This is a genomic window from Streptomyces thermodiastaticus (genome assembly GCF_014656135.1).
Taxonomy (GTDB): domain Bacteria; phylum Actinomycetota; class Actinomycetes; order Streptomycetales; family Streptomycetaceae; genus Streptomyces; species Streptomyces thermodiastaticus.
The window spans coordinates 38,066-55,146 of sequence record NZ_BNBV01000035.1 but is presented as its reverse complement, the minus strand read 5'-3'; the positions used below and the strand labels follow the sequence as shown (position 1 = coordinate 55,146).

Annotated in this window: 14 protein-coding genes and 1 pseudogene; 8 read left to right on the top strand and 7 right to left on the bottom strand. The window is 72.5% G+C overall.

Annotated elements, in window-relative coordinates:
* Positions 1-224, top strand: a pseudogene (locus IE286_RS24115) (Dyp-type peroxidase domain-containing protein); the annotation flags it as partial.
* 175 nt (positions 225-399) lie between these two features.
* Positions 400-2,241 (top strand): phospholipase C, encoded by a 1,842-nt coding sequence (locus tag IE286_RS24110; RefSeq protein WP_189798879.1) that lies wholly within the window; start codon positions 400-402, stop codon positions 2,239-2,241.
* A 132-nt stretch (positions 2,242-2,373) separates the two neighbouring features.
* On the opposite strand, the gene IE286_RS24105 is transcribed toward IE286_RS24110, so the two are convergent.
* From IE286_RS24105 to IE286_RS24090, 4 genes are all read right to left on the bottom strand, one after another.
* A complete protein-coding gene (locus IE286_RS24105; protein ID WP_189798878.1) occupies positions 2,374-3,708 on the bottom strand; it encodes a lipase family protein in 1,335 nt (444 codons plus the stop codon).
* Between the two features lie 285 nt (positions 3,709-3,993).
* Positions 3,994-6,768, bottom strand: coding sequence for a SpoIIE family protein phosphatase (locus tag IE286_RS24100; RefSeq protein ID WP_189798877.1), 2,775 nt, complete (start codon positions 6,766-6,768; stop codon positions 3,994-3,996).
* Positions 6,769-7,051: 283 nt separating this feature from the next.
* Entirely contained in the window at positions 7,052-8,506 is a 1,455-nt protein-coding gene (locus IE286_RS24095; protein WP_189798876.1) for a glyceraldehyde-3-phosphate dehydrogenase, read from the bottom strand.
* Between the two features lie 196 nt (positions 8,507-8,702).
* Positions 8,703-9,143 carry an SPW repeat protein gene (locus IE286_RS24090; RefSeq protein ID WP_189798875.1) on the bottom strand — a complete coding sequence of 147 codons (441 nt, stop codon included), beginning with the start codon at positions 9,141-9,143 and terminating at the stop codon, positions 8,703-8,705.
* 369 nt (positions 9,144-9,512) lie between these two features.
* Between IE286_RS24090 and IE286_RS24085 the strand changes: the two genes are divergently transcribed.
* From IE286_RS24085 to IE286_RS24065, 5 genes are all read left to right on the top strand, one after another.
* Entirely contained in the window at positions 9,513-10,058 is a 546-nt protein-coding gene (locus IE286_RS24085) for a hemerythrin domain-containing protein (RefSeq protein ID WP_189798874.1), read from the top strand.
* Positions 10,055-11,140, top strand: a complete 1,086-nt coding sequence (locus IE286_RS24080; protein WP_189798873.1) for an NADH-quinone oxidoreductase subunit B family protein — start codon at positions 10,055-10,057, stop codon at positions 11,138-11,140. Before IE286_RS24085 ends, IE286_RS24080 begins: the two co-directional genes overlap by 4 nt.
* A gap of 58 nt (positions 11,141-11,198) precedes the next feature.
* A complete protein-coding gene (locus IE286_RS24075; RefSeq protein ID WP_189798872.1) occupies positions 11,199-11,405 on the top strand; it encodes a hypothetical protein in 207 nt (68 codons plus the stop codon).
* A 189-nt stretch (positions 11,406-11,594) separates the two neighbouring features.
* Positions 11,595-11,744 carry a hypothetical protein gene (locus tag IE286_RS24070; RefSeq protein ID WP_189798871.1) on the top strand — a complete coding sequence of 50 codons (150 nt, stop codon included), beginning with the start codon at positions 11,595-11,597 and terminating at the stop codon, positions 11,742-11,744.
* 145 nt (positions 11,745-11,889) lie between these two features.
* Complete coding sequence (locus IE286_RS24065; RefSeq protein WP_189798870.1) at positions 11,890-12,408, top strand: hypothetical protein; 519 nt, start codon at positions 11,890-11,892, stop codon at positions 12,406-12,408.
* Positions 12,409-12,446: 38 nt separating this feature from the next.
* Here IE286_RS24065 and IE286_RS24060 read toward each other — a convergent pair whose 3' ends face one another.
* Together IE286_RS24060 and IE286_RS24055 are read right to left on the bottom strand one after the other, a co-directional pair.
* A complete protein-coding gene (locus IE286_RS24060; protein ID WP_189798869.1) occupies positions 12,447-13,379 on the bottom strand; it encodes a DMT family transporter in 933 nt (310 codons plus the stop codon).
* A 240-nt stretch (positions 13,380-13,619) separates the two neighbouring features.
* Positions 13,620-14,429 (bottom strand): YhjD/YihY/BrkB family envelope integrity protein, encoded by an 810-nt coding sequence (locus tag IE286_RS24055; protein WP_372462577.1) that lies wholly within the window; start codon positions 14,427-14,429, stop codon positions 13,620-13,622.
* A 377-nt stretch (positions 14,430-14,806) separates the two neighbouring features.
* Here IE286_RS24055 and qcrB point away from each other — a divergent pair, with 377 nt between their 5' ends.
* A complete protein-coding gene (qcrB, locus tag IE286_RS24050) occupies positions 14,807-16,480 on the top strand; it encodes a cytochrome bc1 complex cytochrome b subunit (protein ID WP_189798868.1) in 1,674 nt (557 codons plus the stop codon).
* Between the two features lie 80 nt (positions 16,481-16,560).
* Here the strand turns inward: qcrB and IE286_RS24045 are convergent, their stop codons facing one another.
* Positions 16,561-16,986 carry an SPW repeat protein gene (locus tag IE286_RS24045; protein ID WP_229863503.1) on the bottom strand — a complete coding sequence of 142 codons (426 nt, stop codon included), beginning with the start codon at positions 16,984-16,986 and terminating at the stop codon, positions 16,561-16,563.
* Positions 16,987-17,081 lie beyond the last annotated feature (95 nt).

The following is a 17,081-nucleotide window of genomic DNA, read 5'->3' as shown; positions in this document are numbered from 1 at the left end:
CCTACAACTACGACCGGGGCACGGACACCAACGGCAACCTCGACATGGGCCTGCTGTTCTGCTGCTACCAGCAGGACCTCACGCGCCAGTTCGAGACCGTGCAGCGGCGGCTGGAGGGCGAGCCGCTCACCGACTACATCACGCCGTTCGGCGGCGGCTACTTCTTCGCCCTGCCCGGAGTCCGGGACGAGACCGACTGGTACGGGCGCGCGCTGCTGAGCTGACGGAGAACTGCACGGAGTTGACCCATTTGGTCAATACAAGATCAGAAATTGTTGCGCGTCCTCTTTCCCCGGCGTTCACCCGCACGCCATCATGGCTCAGCCGTCGCACCGCCGAGCCGGCGGAGCGTCCCGGTCCGTTCGCAGCGAGAACGATCCTGCCCGGAGGGTGACGAACATGGCCAGCAGGAGGAGACGAGCAACGATACGGAGTCTCGGGGCGCTGGCCGGCGCCGCGGCACTCGCCGTGCTGGGCGGCAGCGCGCCCGGCTGGGCCGCCGCGTCCGCCGGCGAGGGACAGCCGCGCACGGCCACACCGATCGAGCACATCGTCGTCCTGTTCGACGAGAACATCTCCTTCGACCACTACTTCGCCACCTACCCGAAGGCCGCGAACACCGACGGCACCAGGTTCACCGCGGCGAAGGACACCCCGAAGGACATCGACACCCTCGCCAACGCCGGGCTGCTGAAGCACAATCCGAACCAGTACCCGCCCAAGCGTCTCGGCCCCGACCAGGCGGTCACCTGCGACCAGAACCACTCCTACGGTCCCGAGCAGTACGCCTACAACGGCGGCAGGGCCGACCAGTTCGTGCAGAACACCGAGGTCGACAAGTGCAGCGGCGGCCTGTTCGGCGAGCCGGGCCTGGTGATGGACTACTACGACGGCAACACCGTCACCGCCATGTGGAACTACGCCCAGCACTACGCGATGAGCGACCGTTCCTTCAGCTCCACCTACGGGCCGTCCACACCCGGCGCCATCAACCTGATCTCCGGTCAGACGCACGGCATCATCTCCGTCGACCCGGCCTCCGGCACCGAGAACCCCGAGCAGACCGCCACGCCCGACCCGTACGTGGTCCAGTCCCCCGACGAGCACGGCGTGGGGACGATGATCAACGACCCGGACCCGGCCTTCGACGACTGCTCCGGCAACAACCACACCAGCGACAGCGCGCTGGCCGTGATGACCGGCCGCAACATCGGCGACCTGCTCAACGCCAAGAACGTCACCTGGGGTTGGTTCCAGGGCGGCTTCAGGCCCTCCACCGCGTGGAGCGGCACAAAGGGCGAGTACGCCCGGTGCGAGACAGCCCACGCCAATGTCGGCGGGGCCGAGGTCGTCGACTACAGCCCGCACCACAACCCGTTCGCCTACTACAGGTCGACGGCCAACCCGCACCACCTGCCGCCGGCGAGCGTCGACGAGATCGGCCACGACGGGCAGGCCAACCACAACTACGACCTGACCGACTTCCACGCGGCGCTCACGGCGGGCAAGCTCCCGGCCGTCAGCTTCGTCAAGGCGCCCGCCTACCAGGACGGCCACGCCGGCTACTCCGACCCCATCGACGAACAGCACTTCCTGGTCGAGCAGATCAACGCGATCCAGAGCTCGCCGCAGTGGAAGTCCACCGCGATCGTCATCGCCTACGACGACTCCGACGGCTGGTACGACCACGCCTACGCGAAGGTGCGCAACGGCTCGACCGACACCTCGATCGGCTCCAACGGCAAGGCCACCGACAGCCCGGCCTGCCAGAGGGGACCGAAGCCGGCCGGCGGCTACCTGGACCGCTGCGGACCCGGCACCCGCCAGCCGCTGCTGGTCATCTCCCCGTACAGCAAGGTCAACAAGGTCGACCACACGCAGACCGACCAGGCCTCGATCATCCGCTTCATCGAGGACAACTGGCACACCGGCCGCATCGGCGACCACTCCTTCGACGCCACCGCGGGGCCGCTGACCGGTCTGTTCGACTTCCGGCACCCCAACAACAAGCAGGTGCTGCTCACCATGGACGGATCGGTGAAGTCCGTGGGACCGATCCGGCCGGTGCGCCCGGTGGCCACCAGCATCACGCCGGGCCCGGACATGCAGAACACGGCCGTCGCCACCGAGTCCTCCGCCTTCCCGGCCGTGCCGGTGGGGCTCGCGGTGGGCGGGCTGCTGGCCGTCGGGGCCACCGGCACGTATCTGACCATGCGGCGCCGGGCCCGGGGCACCGCCTGAGTCCTCACCGCCACGGGTCTTGCTCCTCACGACGGGATGTCCGGCCCGGGCCGGCGCAGGCCGGGGAGGAAGGGAGACACAAGGGGCCGTCCCGCCCGCGGCAGGGCGGCCCCTCGTCGTGCACGGACGCCGTCAGGGCTGTGACGGCAGCGTCGCGCAGGTGGAGGCGGCCGGCTTGCCGGCCAGGCGGTCGGTGAGCCAGTCGACGGCCGCGCCCTGGTCGGTCAGCAGCGGCCCGAAGTGGTTGAGCAGCGGGCTGACCACGTCCGGCAGGACGACGGGTTCGTAGACGACGTCGGCCCCCTGGGCGCACCAGTCGACGGCGAGCTGCCGGGCCTGACCGTGCGGCACGAGGTTGTCCTGGGTGCCGGTGGCGACCCGGACCGGACCGGCCGGACGGAGCCGGCCGATGCGCTGGGTGTCCAGGAACTCCTGCAGCTGCGGGGCGGAGTCGATGATCTCGCTGAGGGTCTGCCCGTCGGTCGTCCACGTGCTGCTCTTGGCGTAGCCGTAGCGCAGGATCGCGTCGCCCACGCACATGGTCGACAGGTCGGCCAGGGCGTCCTTCCCGGCGGCGTCGAGGTGGGCCTCGGCGATGGGCCGCAGCTCCGGGTCGCTCTGCAGGAAGCCGTTGAGCGACCAGCCCAGCGCGCCCGTCAGCTCGGTGCCGTCGATGCCCTCGGTGACCTTCGTGAGGTCGGCGGGCGGTGCGCCCGCGTAGGTGCCGGCGAGGCGGACGTCCGGGGCGTACTGCGGCTGCAGTTCGGCGGCCGCCGCGGTGGCGCCGCCGCCCTGGCTGTAGCCGAACAGCCCCACGGGCGAGTCGGCGGTGACCGAGGCACCCTGCACGGACCGGGCGGCGCGGGCCGCGTCCAGGACGGCGTGGGCCTCGTCGACGCGGTTGACGTAGGTGTGCAGCCGGTCCGTGGCGCCCAGGCCGACGTAGTCGGTGACCACGACCGCGGTGCCCCGGGCCAGCAGCCGGTAGACGGACAGGTCCTCGTAACCGACCGACACCGTCTGCCCGTTGACCGTGACCGGATGCTCCAGGCCCAGGGAGGCCGCGCACTGGTCGCCCTGGCCCATGGTGCCCGGTGCCACGACGACCAGGGGACGCGGCCCGGATCCCGTCCAGCGGGCGGTCGGCTCGATGTAGGCGCCGGTGACCGCGACGGGCTCGCCGTTCGCGTCGGTCGACTTGTACATCAGCCGGGTGGCCCGGCCCGGCAGCGGGCCGTGCAGCGAGGGCAGCCACAGCGCGAGCCGCAGCGGCTCACTGCGGATCAGGGTGCCGTCGGCGTCGGGGAGTTCGGCGGGCGGATTGTAGAACTCCGGGATGGTGACGCCCCGGGAGACCACGGACGCGGAGGCGGTGGACGCCTCGGCGGCGGTGGCCGCGAGCGCCTGGACGCCGAGACACGACAGGGCGGTGAGCGCTGCGGCGAGCAGACGTCTGCGCACGGGCATGGCAGGACCTCCTGGATCGGCGGGACAGGAGTCACGGAGCCTCGTCGCCTCCGGGCGGCGCTCGGGCCGGTCCGGGCACGAGGACGGAACAGACGGGCAAACGGGGCGGCAGGAACGTCCACCGGCTGCCTCGTGCCGGTGGGCCATGACGGAAGAGACCGTACCCAGCCCCTGTTACCGCCGGTAAGTATCCGGGAGGTTACGATTGGGTAATGTGACTGAGGGTCAGATGAGTGATGTGCTTCGGCCGGTCCGCCCCTGGCCGGGGCGCCCTCGGGACGCGGCTCACCAGGCCATCTGGTCCAGCAGTGCCGTCGGATCGGGCTTCGGGACCCCGCCCGGGTTCAGCTCCGCCCAGATCACCTTGCCGTGGGCCGCGTACCGGGTGCCCCACCGTCCGGCGAACTGCGACACCAGGAACAGGCCGCGCCCGCCTTCGTCGGTGGTCGTCGCCTGCCGCGGCCGCGGCGAGGTGTTGCTGCCGTCGGACACCTCGCACACCAGGGTGCGGCCCAGCAGCAGCCTCACCCGCACCGGCGGGGCGCCGTAGCGGATGGCGTTGGTCAGCAGCTCGCTGAGGATCAGTTCGGCGGCGAACAGGGAGTCCAGTAGCTGCCACTCCTCCAGCCGCCGGTTCACCTCCGCGCGCACCCGGGAGACCGCCGCCGGGTCGAACGGCACGTCCCACGACGCGACACGGTCCGCCGCCAGCAGCCGAGTCCGCGCCACCAGCAGGGCCACGTCGTCGCTGGGCCGGCCCGGCAGCATCGCCTCCATCAGCGCCCGGCAGGTCTCCTCGGGCGTCCGGTCCGAGCCCGCCACTGCGTCGGCGAGCATCCGCAGTCCCTCGTCGATGTCCCGCCTGCGGTCCTCGACCAGCCCGTCGGTGAACAGCACCAGCCGGCTGCCCTCCGGCAGGATCAGCTCGCCCGCCTCGAACGGCTGCCCGCCCACGCCGAGCGGCGGTGACAGCGGAAGGTCGGGGAGGGTCACCCGGCCCTCAGGGTCCACCACCGCCGGTGCCACGTGCCCGGCCCGCGCCACGGTGCAGTGGCCGCTCACCGGGTCGTAGATCGCGTACAGGCAGGTCGCCCCCGTCACCAGGGAGCCCTCGCCGTCCCCGCCGCCGAGGACGTCCATGCGTCCCACCATCTCGTCGAGATGCCCCAGCAGCTCCTCCGGCAACAGGTCCAGCGAGGAGAAGTTCAGTACGGCCGTGCGCAGCCGGCCCATGGTGACCGCGGCGTGCAGCCCGTGCCCCACCACGTCGCCCACGACCAGCGCCACCCGGAACCCGGGCAGCGGGATCACGTCGAACCAGTCCCCGCCCACCCCCGACTGGGCCGGCAGGTACCGCCAGGCCACCTGAACCGCGTCCTGCTCCGGGAGGTCCTGCGGCAGCAGGCTGCGCTGCAGCGTCACCGCCATCTCGTGCTCCCGGGCGTACCGGCGCGCGTTGTCGATCGCGACGGCCGCCCGCGCGCCCAGCTCCTCGGCGACCGCGACGTCCTCCTCCTCGAACTGCGGCGTGCCGCTGCCCCGCCAGAAGCTGACCATGCCGAGCACCACGCCGCGCGCCCGCAGCGGCACCGTGATCAGCGAGTGGATCCCCGACTCCAGCACCCGGCGCGCCCCTTCTCGGTCGTGCGCCCGCCAGTCCTCCGCCCGGTGCAGATCGGGCACCAGGACGGCCTTGCCGCGCCGCAGCGCCGCCGCCATCGGTGTGTCGGCCACGACGAACCGGATCGGTTCGCCGACCGGCTGCAGCGGGGTCTCCGGCAGGGCTCCGCGCACGGCCGTGCGTCGCATCCGGTGCACGGCGCCCGTGGGCTCCTCGCCCGACAGCACGGACTCCAGCAGCTCCACGGTCACCACGTCCGCCAGCCGGGGCACCGCCACCTCGGCGAGCTCCTCGGCGGTGTGCCGCACGTCCAGCGTGGTGCCGATGCGCACCCCGGCCTCGTACAGCAGGGTCAGCCGGCCCCGGGCCACCTCGGCCCGGCCGGTAAGCCGCTGCAGCTCGGTGGTGTCGCGGAAGCTGGCCACCAGGCCCGGCGCGCCGCCGTAGGGCGCGGTCCGCCGGGTGTTGACCGCCAGCAGCCGGTCCTTGACCGGGCACACCTGGTCGGAGGCGATCTCGCCGGCCACCAGCAGCCGGGTCAGCTGCGGGCCCAGGTCGAGCTCGGTGACGTGCCGCCGGTCGGCGTCCGGCGGCAGGTGCAGCAGCCGGCGCGCCTCGTCGTTGGCGAGCAGCAGCCGCCCGTCGGCGCCGACGATCAGCACGCCCTCGCGGACCGCGTGCAGCACCGCGTCGTGGTGCTCGTACATCCGGGTCATCTCGGCCGGGTCCAGGCCGTGGGTCTGGCGGCGCAGCCGCCGGCTGACCAGGGCGGTGCCGCCGGTCGCCAGCGCCAGGGCGAGCGTCGCCCCGCCCACCATCATCGGCACCTGCCGGTCCAGCAGATGCCCGAGGGTGCCCACCCGGATGCCTGCCTGGACGACGCCGACCACTCGCCGGTTCTGGTCCGTCACGGGCACCACCGCGCGCACCGCCTCGCTCGGCTCGTCGCGGTAGCGGTCGGTGAAGGTCTCGCCCGCCAGGGCCCGGCCGACCTCCCGGGCCCGGGTGCCGACGCGGTCCGGCGCGCTGTCGGCCACCCGCGTCCCCGTGGTGTCCAGCACGGCGACGAAGTCGAGGTCGGCGCCGGCCTTCGCCCGCACCGTCGCCGCCTGCAGCAGCGGTGCCGGATCGGACGAGCGCAGGGCCGCCACCGTGCCGGGTGCGTTCGCGAGCGTCTGCGCGGTGGCCAGGGACCGCTGCCGCGCACTGGTCTCGGCGTCGTGCCGGGCCTGCAGCACCAGAGCGCTGGTCGCCGCGGCCACCAGCAGCAGCACCACGACGACCTGCAGCAGGAACACCTGCGCGGCCAGGGTGCCCGGACCCGGGATGCGGCGGCGGTGCCCGGGGGGCCGCCGTGCCCGCGAGGCCGGACCGGCTGACCGCCGGTCTCCGGGCGGTGGCACCGCCTGGGACCGGGACCGGCGGAAATGTCCGATCATGCTCCCAGTTCTCACACTGCCCGTCGACGGCGGGCGACCGATGTATCCGCTGTATCTGCAAAGCGCGGGTACCCGTCCGGCGGTGCCGCTATCCGGCGCCGGCGCGTCCGGGCGGCCGGCGCGGCGCCGGAAGGCGGCGGGACGCGGTGCACGCAGCCGGTGGCCGGGCGGCACCGGCCGCTGCCGCCCGGGCCGCTGCGGGCGCTGTCCCGTGGTGCGTCCGGGCAGCACGCCGGACGGCCGGCTCCGCCTGTCGCGGAACCGGCCGTCCACGGTGCCGCCCTCAGGCCGTCGGTGCCGGGAACGTCGGGTACTCCACCCCCGAGACGTACTGGACGACACGGATGACCTGGCAGGAGTAGCCGAACTCGTTGTCGTACCACAGGTAGAGGATCGCGTTGTCGCCGTCGACCTTGGTGGCCCCGGCGTCCACGATCGAGGCGTGGCGCGAGCCGATGAAGTCGCTGGAGACCGCGTCGGGCGCGCTGATGAAGTCGATCTGCCGCTTCAGCGGCGAGGTCAGCGAGACCTGGCGGAGGTGGTCGAGGACCTCCTCGCGGGTGGTCTCCCGCGCCAGCTGCAGATTGAGGATCGCGATCGACACGTCCGGCACGGGCACGCGGATCGAGCTGCCGGTGATCCGCGCCTTCAGGCCGGGCAGCGCCTTGGCCACCGCGGATGCCGCACCGGTCTCGGTGATGACCATGTTCAGCGGCGCGCTGCGGCCGCGGCGGTCGGACTTGTGGTAGTTGTCCAGCAGGTTCTGGTCGTTGGTGAACGAGTGGACGGTCTCCACATGGCCTCGCCGGACGCCGAACTCGTCGTCCATCGCCTTCAGCGGCGGGACGATGGCGTTGGTGGTGCACGAGGCGCAGGACAGGATCCGCTCGTCCGGCTTGATCGTGTCGTGGTTGACGCCGTGCACGATGTTCGGCACGTCGCCCTTGCCCGGCGCGGTCAGCACCACCTTGTCGATGCCGGGGCGCAGGTGCTGCGACAGGCCCGCGCGGTCCCGCCACTTGCCGGTGTTGTCGATGAGGATGGCGTCCTTGATGCCGTAGGCCGTGTAGTCGACCTGGGACGGGTCGTCGGCGTAGATCACCTTGATCGCGTTGCCGTTGGCGACGATCGTGCTGTCGGCCTCGTCGACGGTGATCGTGCCCTGGAACTGGCCGTGGATGGAGTCGCGGCGCAGCAGCGAGGCGCGCTTGACGAGGTCCGCGCCGGCCCGGTCGCCGCCGCCGCGGACGACGATGGCGCGCAGCCGCAGGCCGTTGCCCGAGCCGGCCTTCTCGATGAGCAGGCGGGCCAGGAGGCGGCCGATGCGGCCGAAACCGTACAGGACGACGTCGCGCCCCTGACGGCCCTCGATCTTGTCGGCGCCGGTGGCTCCCGCGACGGCCTCGGCGGTGAACTCCGCCACGGACAGGCCGCGGTCGTCGGTCTTGTACATCGCCGCCAGCATGCCGATGTCGATCTGGGACGGGCCCAGGTCGAGCGTGGTGAGGGCCTTCAGGAAGGGCAGGGTCTCGGTGACCGACAGCTCCTCACCCGCGATCTGCCGGGCGAAGCGATGGGTCTTGAGGATGCTCACCACCGACTTGTTCACCAGGGAGCGGCTGTGCAGCAGGACGGTCACGTCCCGCTCCCGGTGCAGCTTCCCGATCATCGGGATCATCGACTCCGCGATTTCCTCGCGGTGCTTCCAGTTGGTGAACGAGTCGTCGTTGACAGTCACGGATCCATCTTTCGAGCTAGGGGGCGCTCATATGATACGCATGCGAGATGTCGATCGATCCGGACTGTGTCGAAGATCGCCCCGGACACGACGGCGGGCCGTCACCGCGCAGCTCCACGGTGACGGCCCGCCGTCGGCCGGCGCCGTGCTCGTACCGGCGCCGGGGACGCCGCCCTCGCGGCGGCGGCCTGCCGGCTCAGTGGCGCGGGCGCCGGGCGACCGTCAGCCCCATGGCGGCGAGCCCCAGCACGGTCACGATCAGGCCGAGCACGACGTTGTTCCAGATGATCCCCGCGCGCGCCGAGTGCGTGGCGGTCACGATCCACGGCGAGATGATCAGCCAGATGCCGAGCGGCACGAGCAGCCAGCCCATGCGCATCATCCGCTGCGGTGCCAGTGCCATGCCGAGTCCGATCAGGCCGATGGTGATCCCGACGATCAGGTTGTTCACCGTGATGTTCGGCTGGCCGGAGAAGTGCACGACCCAGGGTGAGATCGCGGCGTAGAGGCCGGACAGGGCGATCAGGCCTTCCAGAGCGATCCCCTGCCCGCTGGATCCCGCGCGTTCCAGACGCTCGCGCATCTCGCGCATCTCGGGGTGGGTGCCCATGTCGGTGGAGTGCTGCGAATACGACATCGCCGCCGTCTCCTCTCCGTCAGAAGTGTGGTGTCCACTGCGCCGGTTTTCCCCCTCGCGCCCCGGTTTTCCGGGGCGCGTCCCGGGTTCCCCGCTGTCACCCGGTGTCCCGCATCGCCTCTGCTTTCGTCCTCGTCTCCCGTCGGTGCCGCCGTACCCGCCGGGCAAGCGGCCGGGGCGCACGCCGAACCGGGTGCCACTGCGGGGGAGCGGCAAACACGGCACGGGCCGCGGCCGGCGGCTGCGCCCGGCTCTCCGTCCCGTCCGCCGCCGGGCCGTTCACCCCACTGTCCCGCTCGGCGCGCGCTCCCCGGCGGGCGGTGCCAGCCTGGTGCGGGGGCGGACCCACCCTCCTCGAGGAAAGGTGCGATGGACGCCATCGAGTTGTTGCAGCACGACCACCGGATGGTGGAGCAACTGTTCCGCGACTACCACGCCGCGGCCAGCGACACACAGCGTCGTGGCGTGATCGAGCTGATGATCCGCGAGTTGTCCCGGCACGCCGCGCTCGAGGAGATGATGTTCTATCCGATGGTCCGCAAGGCCCTTCCGGAGGGCGCCCGGCGGGCCGACGAGCATCTCGCCGGGCACACGGCCGTCAAGAAGCTGCTGCACGACCTGGACAAGCTGCCCGCCGGCGCGGCACGCGAGGCCGACCTCGTCCGCCGGCTCCACGGCGCCGTCGAGCAGCACATCCGCACGGACGAGGAAGAGCTGGCACCCGAGGTGCGCGACCACGTCCCCCAGGAGGACCTGGAGCGGCTCGGGCGGCTGCTGAAACAGGCGAAGCAGTCGGCACCGACCCGGCCGCACCCGGGAGCCCCGGACCGTCCCCCCGGGCTGACCCTGCTCGGGCCGGTGGCCGCCGCCTACGACCGACTCCGCGATCGTCTCCAGGGGAGGCCGAGCACATGAGCACAGACACCACCGTCGAAGCGAACCAGGAGGCCTCGGCGGCCGAGGACAGAGCCGGCTTCGACGAGATCCACATCCTCTGGATCTCCGAGGGCATGAGCTGCGACGGCGACACGGTGTCCATGACGGCCTCGGGCCAGCCGGCCATCGAGGACGTCGTGCAGGGCCTGGTCCCCGGACTGCCCAAGGTGCACCTGTACAACAAGGTTCTCTCGCCGAGCCTGGGCGGCGAGGACTACCTGGCCCCCTTCCGGGCGGCGGCCCGGGGCGAGCTGGCCCCGTTCATCCTCGTCATCGAGGGCTCCGTGCCCAACCAGAACATCATCGAGGACGGCGGCTACTGGACCTCCTTCGGCAACGACCCGGACACCGGCGAACCGCTCACCCTCAACTGGTGGATCGACCAGCTGGCCCCGAAGGCGTGGGCGGTCGTCGCGGCCGGCACCTGCGCCACCTACGGCGGCATCCACGCGATGGCCGGCAACCCCACCGGCTGCATGGGCCTTGCCGACTACCTCGGCTGGGACTTCCGCTCCCAGGCCGCGCTGCCGGTGATCAACGTGCCCGGCTGCCCGATCCAGCCCGAGAACTTCATGGAGACCCTCACCTGGGTGCTCTACCACGCCGCGGGATCGGCGCCCCCGCCGCCGCTGGACCACATGCTGCGCCCGCAGTGGCTGTTCGGGAAGACGGTGCACGAGGGGTGCGACCGGGCCGCCTACTACGAGCAGGCCGACTTCGCCAAGGACTACAACTCGCCGAAGTGCCAGGTGAAGGTGGGCTGCTGGGGGCCGGTGGTCAACTGCAACGTGCCCAAGCGCGGCTGGATGGCCGGCATCGGCGGCTGTCCGAACGTCGGCGGGATCTGCATCGGCTGCACCATGCCGAGCTTCCCCGACGCCTTCATGCCGTTCATGGACGAGCCGACGGGCGGCAGCGTGTCGACCACGCTCATCAAGCCGTACGGCGCCGTCATCCGGCGCCTGCGCGGCATCACCAGCATGGCCGTCAACAAGGAACCCAAGTGGCACCACAACGGGCCGGAGCTGACCACCGGCTACGACCCGCACTGGCGTCCCTGAACCAGCGGCCGGTCCCGGGCGGGCACGGCCCGGGACCGGCCACGGCAAGGAGCGGATCATGGGCAGGATCAGAGTCGGCAGGGCGCACGTCAGGCCCGACACCCCGAGCCACGTCCCCGGACAGGGCCAGGGCAACGCCGGTCCCCGCACGGCCCAGCCGGGACACCACCCGGACGGCACGGCCGACGCCCGCAGGTCCACGGGCATCCACTGGAAGAAGCACGACGCGATCTCGAAGATCATGCCGGACATCTCGCCCGGGTGACCGGCCGGACGGGGTGACGGCGACGACGACAGCAGCGACCGCGACGGCGGCAGCAACGACAGCGACGACCGCGACGGCGACAGCGACGACGACGCCGGCGACGCGGCACGAGTCCGAGACCACGAGACGCATGAGCGGGTGGAGCGAGCGATGAGGACGACGAGGCGCAGGACGAGGGCAGGAACGGGCATGCCGGCCCGGCGTGTGCTGGCGGCACAGCTCGCCGTGGCCGGCGGGGCGGTGCTCGCCCTGCTGGCGAAGGAGATCCCCGGGATCGTGCGCGAGGTGCGCATCTGGCGCATGGTCGGCCTGGGCGCCGGTCACCGCCGCCCGGCCTGAGGACCGTCTTCACGGCACGACCGCAGCCCGTGCGGGAAAGCCCGCCGCAGTGCCGTCCGCCTCCGAGCCGTGGGGCGGCCGGCACGGCACCACCGCCCAGGGGGAGGACCGAGCGCAGGGGGAGGACCGAGCGCAGGGAGAGGACATGACCCCGAGCGGGGAGCAAGCGGACGCCCGCATACGCATGACCCGCACCGGTACGTGGTCGGTGCTGACGGTGAGTTTCGCGGCGACGCTGGGCATGCTGGTCTGCGTCGCCGTCACCCTGCCGCCCCTGTGGGCGCTGCAGGGCCTGCTGCACAAGGAGCTCTGGCCGTCCCCGGAGTGGGTGCCGCCGCTGGCGACCTGCGCGGTCGTCGCCGTCCCGGTGGCCGCGACACTGTGCGCCGCTCTGTTCAACCTCACCTCCCGGTGCGGCGGCGGACTCGTGCTGACCCTGGCCGGGGACGCCATGGCCCCGGCAGCCGCCGCGGACCGGGACGCCGACGACGGCGCCACCGCGGCCGCCGGCCCCGGCGCGGATCAGGCGGCGGATCCCTGGGGCCCGGCCGCCCTCGATCCGGTGCACCCCGTCCCCGCGCATCCCCCCGGTCCGTTGGGTGACCGGGACCCGGACCACCGGGACTCCGAATCGGCGGCCGCGGGCCCCCCTCCCCGCGACTGAGCGCCGGCCGGGCCCGGCAGGTGCCGAGGCCACCGGGGTCAGGACCGCTGTGAGGCGGAGCGCCCGGCGCCGGGGCCGGAGCCGCAGCGTCGCCCCGGGGTGCTGTCCCAGGAGCCGTCGGCGCTCGTGGCCGCCGCCAGACCGATGCTGCCCGCACCGATCAGGGCCACGCCGACCGCCTCGGGCAGCAGCCGCACGCCCAGCCCGATGTACTCCTGGTACAGCACCCAGCCCAGCGCCACGCTGGTCAGGGCGTCGCCCAGGGTCAGAGCCGGCTGCGAGGCGGTCAGGCTGCCGGCGAGCAGCGCCAGCTGCAGCAGCAGGAACGCCAGCCCCCCGGCCGCCAGGGTCGCGTACAGCGGCCAGTCGGACAGCAGCACGGTGACGCCCCGCTCCAGCCGCCCTACGCTCTCCTTCATCAGCGCCGCCGTCGCGGCGAACGACACCGCGGACGCCAGCCCCAGCAGCCCCGCCCGCGGCGCGCCCCGCACCAGCCGGGACGCCATCAGCACCGCCGTCACCAGCACCAGCAGCGCCACGCCCACCGCGAGCCACACTTCCGGCTCGGCGGTGTCCCGGCCCTCGGACGGCGCGGCCGCGCCCAGGAAGAGGGACAGACCCACGGCGAGGGAGGCGAAGGCCGCCCAGGTGCGGCCGTCGGGGCGGCGCCGGAAGACCAGGCTGCCCACCGCCAGGGTGAACAGCAGCTCGCTGGCCATCAGCGGCTGCACCAGGGCCAGGCTGCCCACCGCCAGCGCCGCCGCCTGCAGCACGGTGGACAGCGCCAGCATCGCCGCACCGGCCAGCCAGTAGGGCCGCCGCAGCACATGGACCAGCCACCGCACCGCCTGCCGCACCCGGGCGCCCTCCTCGCCGCCGGTCTCGTCGGCGGCGGCCCGCCGCTGCAGCACGGAGGCCGCGGCGTTGCTGAGCGCCGCGAGCAGGGCCAGGACGACGGTCAGGGTGTTCACCGGGGCAGGCCCCGGCACGAGGCCGCCTTGCCGGCGGACGGCGGCGCGGCCGGTCGTGCGTCGGGGGAGCAGGAGCCGGAGCGCGCAGTTGACACGGTCGGTGACCTCGGCGGCGACGGGGAACGCCGGGGGAAGGCGGCCGGCGGCGCGGCCGGTCCCCGGGTCCGGACGGGCTGGACGTCTCGGAGTATCCCCGCTGCGCTGCCGCCAAACGCCCACGCCGCACCGTGCGCGCCGGTGTCAGCGCCGATGAGGTACGTGGGGAATCCAGTGATGCTCGCAGAACCAGCGCCCGAACATCGCGCCTCCGTAGACGACGAAGCCGACCCCGGTGAGCCAGGACTCCACCACGAGCACGATCCCGACCGCTCCGTAGCTCAGCGCGTTGTCGACGATGAGCGGGGTGAACACCAGGGTGGAGAAGACCCGCAGGCCGCCCAGCCCGACCATGGTGGCCATCGCACCCGGCAGCAGATGGCGCCAGCGGATCTGGCCGCCCAGCAGGAAGTGCTGCCCCCACCAGAAGAACAGCACACCGGTGCCCGCGGACACCGCGACCCGCTCCCAGCCGTGGAACTGGTAGCGGCTGATGACCTCCTGGTACAGGTACGCCGTCAGCCCGGCCAGCCAGGTCGCCTGCCGCCACACCCGGTGCCACGGACCGGGCGGCAGCCCCCAGATCCGCTCGTAGCCGTTCTGGACGCTGCCCGCGAAGGACACCCCGAACACGGCGACCAGGACACCGCCCCAGACGCTGGTGGTGCTGATCACCCGCACCGGGGGACTGATGATGTCGGTGAGCACCTGGGCGGACCGTCCCGACAGCCCCATGCCGTCCACCAGCCAGAAGGCGAAACCGCCCTCGCCGAGCGGGGCGACGGCGGCCACCACGATCAGCAGCGGCGCGAGGGTGACCAGGGACAGGGTGGCGAACCCCATGGCCCGGTGCATCAGCTCCAGGTCACGGCCGCGCCGGACGAGGGCGAGCGCGGCGAGCCGGCGCTCCAGGCGGAGCGCCCGCTGCCGGATGCGCGGCAGGTGCCGTCTCACGTCCGCCGTCCCGCACCCGGGCGACCGACACGGCCCGCGGGAGGCGTCCTGGTGCCCTCACCGGTCATCCCGCCGCTCCTCGGATCTCGGTGCTCGGCGGCCCGCCCGGCCGTTCGCTCTTCCGACGTCCAGCTTGCGCCGACTCCGGCGCCGTCGCACGCCCCGCGATCACCGCACCGCCGGCCGTCCCCTCCGGCACCGCACGCGGTCAGCGACGCCGGGTGCCGGGAAACAGGGGTGCGCCCGGCATGCCTGCGCGGCACACCCGGTCCGCACACCCAAGATGGAACCACCCGGCAGCAGACGGTCCCGGGCCGAGCCGTGCCCGGCGGCGGCCGGGCACGGACGGACCGACCCGACAGGAGCGTGAGACGGGCGTGCTGATGCGGCGGCGCAGGGCAAGAGCCGAGGCGAGGGCCGGGCAGGCCGCGTTCCGGGCGTACATCGCCGCCGACCGGCGCGCCCCCGTGTCGGAGCTGGCCGCAGCGCTGCTGCGCAAGGCGTTCCCCGACCACTGGTCGTTCCTGCTCGGCGAGATCGCCCTGTACAGCTTCGTGGTCCTGGTGCTCACCGGCAGCTATCTGACGCTGTTCTTCGACCCGAGCCTGGCGCAGGTGCGCTACGACGGCCCGTACGGGCCGCTGCGGGGTGTGCTGATGTCCAAGGCCTACGAATCCACCCTGCACCTCAGCTTCGACGTGCGCGGCGGCCTGCTGATGCGGCAGATGCACCACTGGGCCGCCCTGGTGTTCGTGGCGGCCATCGGGGTGCACATGCTGCGGGTCTTCTTCACCGGGGCGTTCCGCCGGCCGCGGGAGCTGAACTGGACGGTGGGGGTGACCCTGTTCCTGCTGGCGCTGCTGGAGGGTTTCTGCGGCTACTCCCTGCCCGACGACCTGCTCTCCGGCACCGGCCTGCGCACCGCGAACACCATCGTGCAGTCGGTCCCGGTGGTGGGCACGTATCTCGCCTTCTTCGCCTGGGGCGGCCCCTACCCGGGGGACGTGCTCATCCCGCGCCTGTACATCGTGCACGTGCTGTTCGTGCCCGGATTGATGATCGCGCTGATCGCGGTGCACCTGTTCCTGGTGGTCTATCTGAAGCACACCCAGTGGGCCGAGCCCGGCCGGACCAACCGCAATGCGGTGGGGCAGCCGATGTTCCCCCAGTTCGCCGCCCGGTCCGCCGGGCTGTCCCTGGCGGTGGCCGGAGTGCTCGCCGTGACCGCGGCCGTCGCCCAGATCAACCCGGTGTGGGCCTACGGGCCGTTCCGCGCCGACCAGGTGTCCACCGACGCCCAGCCGGACTGGTACGTCGGGTTCCTGGAGGGGGCGCTGCGCCTGGTGCCCGGCGTGGAGTGGAACGTCGCCGGTCACACCGTGATGTGGAACGTGCTGCTGCCCGCGGTGGTGCTGCCGGCGCTGCTGTTCCTGCTCCTGTACGCCTACCCGTCCTTCGAGCGGTGGGTCACCGGGGACCTGGTGGAGCACCATCTGTGCGACCGGCCGCGGGACCGGCCCGTGCGCACCGGGCTGGGTGTGGCGGCCGTCGTCTGGTACGCCGTGCTGCTGGCCGCGGGCGGCAACGACGTCATGGCCTACACGTTCCACGTTTCCGTCAACGGGCTGACCTGGATCTTCCGAGCCGCGTTCGTCCTGGCGCCGGTGGCCGCCTACCTGATCACCCGCCGGGTGTGCCTGGCCCTGCAGCGGCATGAACGGCTGCTGCTGACCAAGGGAGAGGAGACGGGAGAGGTGTACCAGGACCTGCCGGGTGGGATGGCGGAGAGCCGCCGGCCCCTGGACGCGCGGCGCCGCTACCGACTCCTGGTCAGGGAGATCCCGCTGCCGCTGGCGGCCCCGGGACGCGATGCGCCCGTGCGGCACAGACTGCGGGCCGCGCTGAGCGGCTGGTACTACCGCGAGCGGGTCGAGATGCCCGCCACGGCCGAGGAGCGGCTGCAGGCCGCAGCCCGTACCGCGGACCCGGTCGCCGGTGGCACCGGGACCGGGCCGCGGCAGGAATCACGACCTCCTCGGGAGAACACCTGAACGGGGGCACCGGGCGGGGGACACCGGGGCGGGTCCACGGCGTGCCGCCGGGGTGCTCAGCGGTGGGACGCCGCGACGGGTCACCGCCGCCGGCCCTCGTGCGACTTGCCGATGGTCATGCCCATGGCTGCCAGGCCCAGGAGCGCGGTCACCGCACCCACCCAGCAGTTGTTCCAGACGATGCCTGCCCGCGCGCCGTGTGTCGCGGTCACCACCCACGGCGAGATGAACAGCCAGAGGCCGAGGGGGACGAGCACCCATGCCAGCCGGAACATGCGCTCCGGAGCCAGGGCGAGACCGAGTCCGATCAGGCCGACGGTGATGCCGACGATCAGGTTGTTGACGGTGATGAAGGGCTGGCCCGCGAAGTGCACCACCCAGGGGGAGATCGCGGCGTAGAGGCCGGTCAGGAGGATCAGGCCCTCAAGGACGACTCCCGGCCCGCTGGAGGCGGTCCGCTCGAGGCGTTCCCGCATCTGTGTCATCTCGGGATGCGAACCCGTCATCTCCGGATGCTGGGTGCCAGTGCCCACGTCATTGGAGCGATGTGGATACGACATCGCTGTCGTCTCCTCTCAAGGGGTTGCTTTGCACCTCCAGA

Excerpts from the sequence above, each read along its gene's own strand:
- IE286_RS24110 (WP_189798879.1), top strand. The coding sequence starts at position 400 with ATGGCCAGCAGGAGGAGACGAGCAACGATACGGAGTCTCGGGGCGCTG.
- IE286_RS24105 (WP_189798878.1), bottom strand. The coding sequence starts at position 3,708 with ATGCCCGTGCGCAGACGTCTGCTCGCCGCAGCGCTCACCGCCCTGTCG.
- IE286_RS24100 (WP_189798877.1), bottom strand. The coding sequence starts at position 6,768 with ATGATCGGACATTTCCGCCGGTCCCGGTCCCAGGCGGTGCCACCGCCC.
- IE286_RS24090 (WP_189798875.1), bottom strand. The coding sequence starts at position 9,143 with ATGTCGTATTCGCAGCACTCCACCGACATGGGCACCCACCCCGAGATG.
- IE286_RS24085 (WP_189798874.1), top strand. The coding sequence starts at position 9,513 with ATGGACGCCATCGAGTTGTTGCAGCACGACCACCGGATGGTGGAGCAA.
- IE286_RS24080 (WP_189798873.1), top strand. The coding sequence starts at position 10,055 with ATGAGCACAGACACCACCGTCGAAGCGAACCAGGAGGCCTCGGCGGCC.
- IE286_RS24075 (WP_189798872.1), top strand. The coding sequence starts at position 11,199 with ATGGGCAGGATCAGAGTCGGCAGGGCGCACGTCAGGCCCGACACCCCG.
- IE286_RS24070 (WP_189798871.1), top strand. The coding sequence starts at position 11,595 with ATGCCGGCCCGGCGTGTGCTGGCGGCACAGCTCGCCGTGGCCGGCGGG.
- IE286_RS24065 (WP_189798870.1), top strand. The coding sequence starts at position 11,890 with ATGACCCCGAGCGGGGAGCAAGCGGACGCCCGCATACGCATGACCCGC.
- IE286_RS24045 (WP_229863503.1), bottom strand. The coding sequence starts at position 16,986 with ATGACGGGTTCGCATCCCGAGATGACACAGATGCGGGAACGCCTCGAG.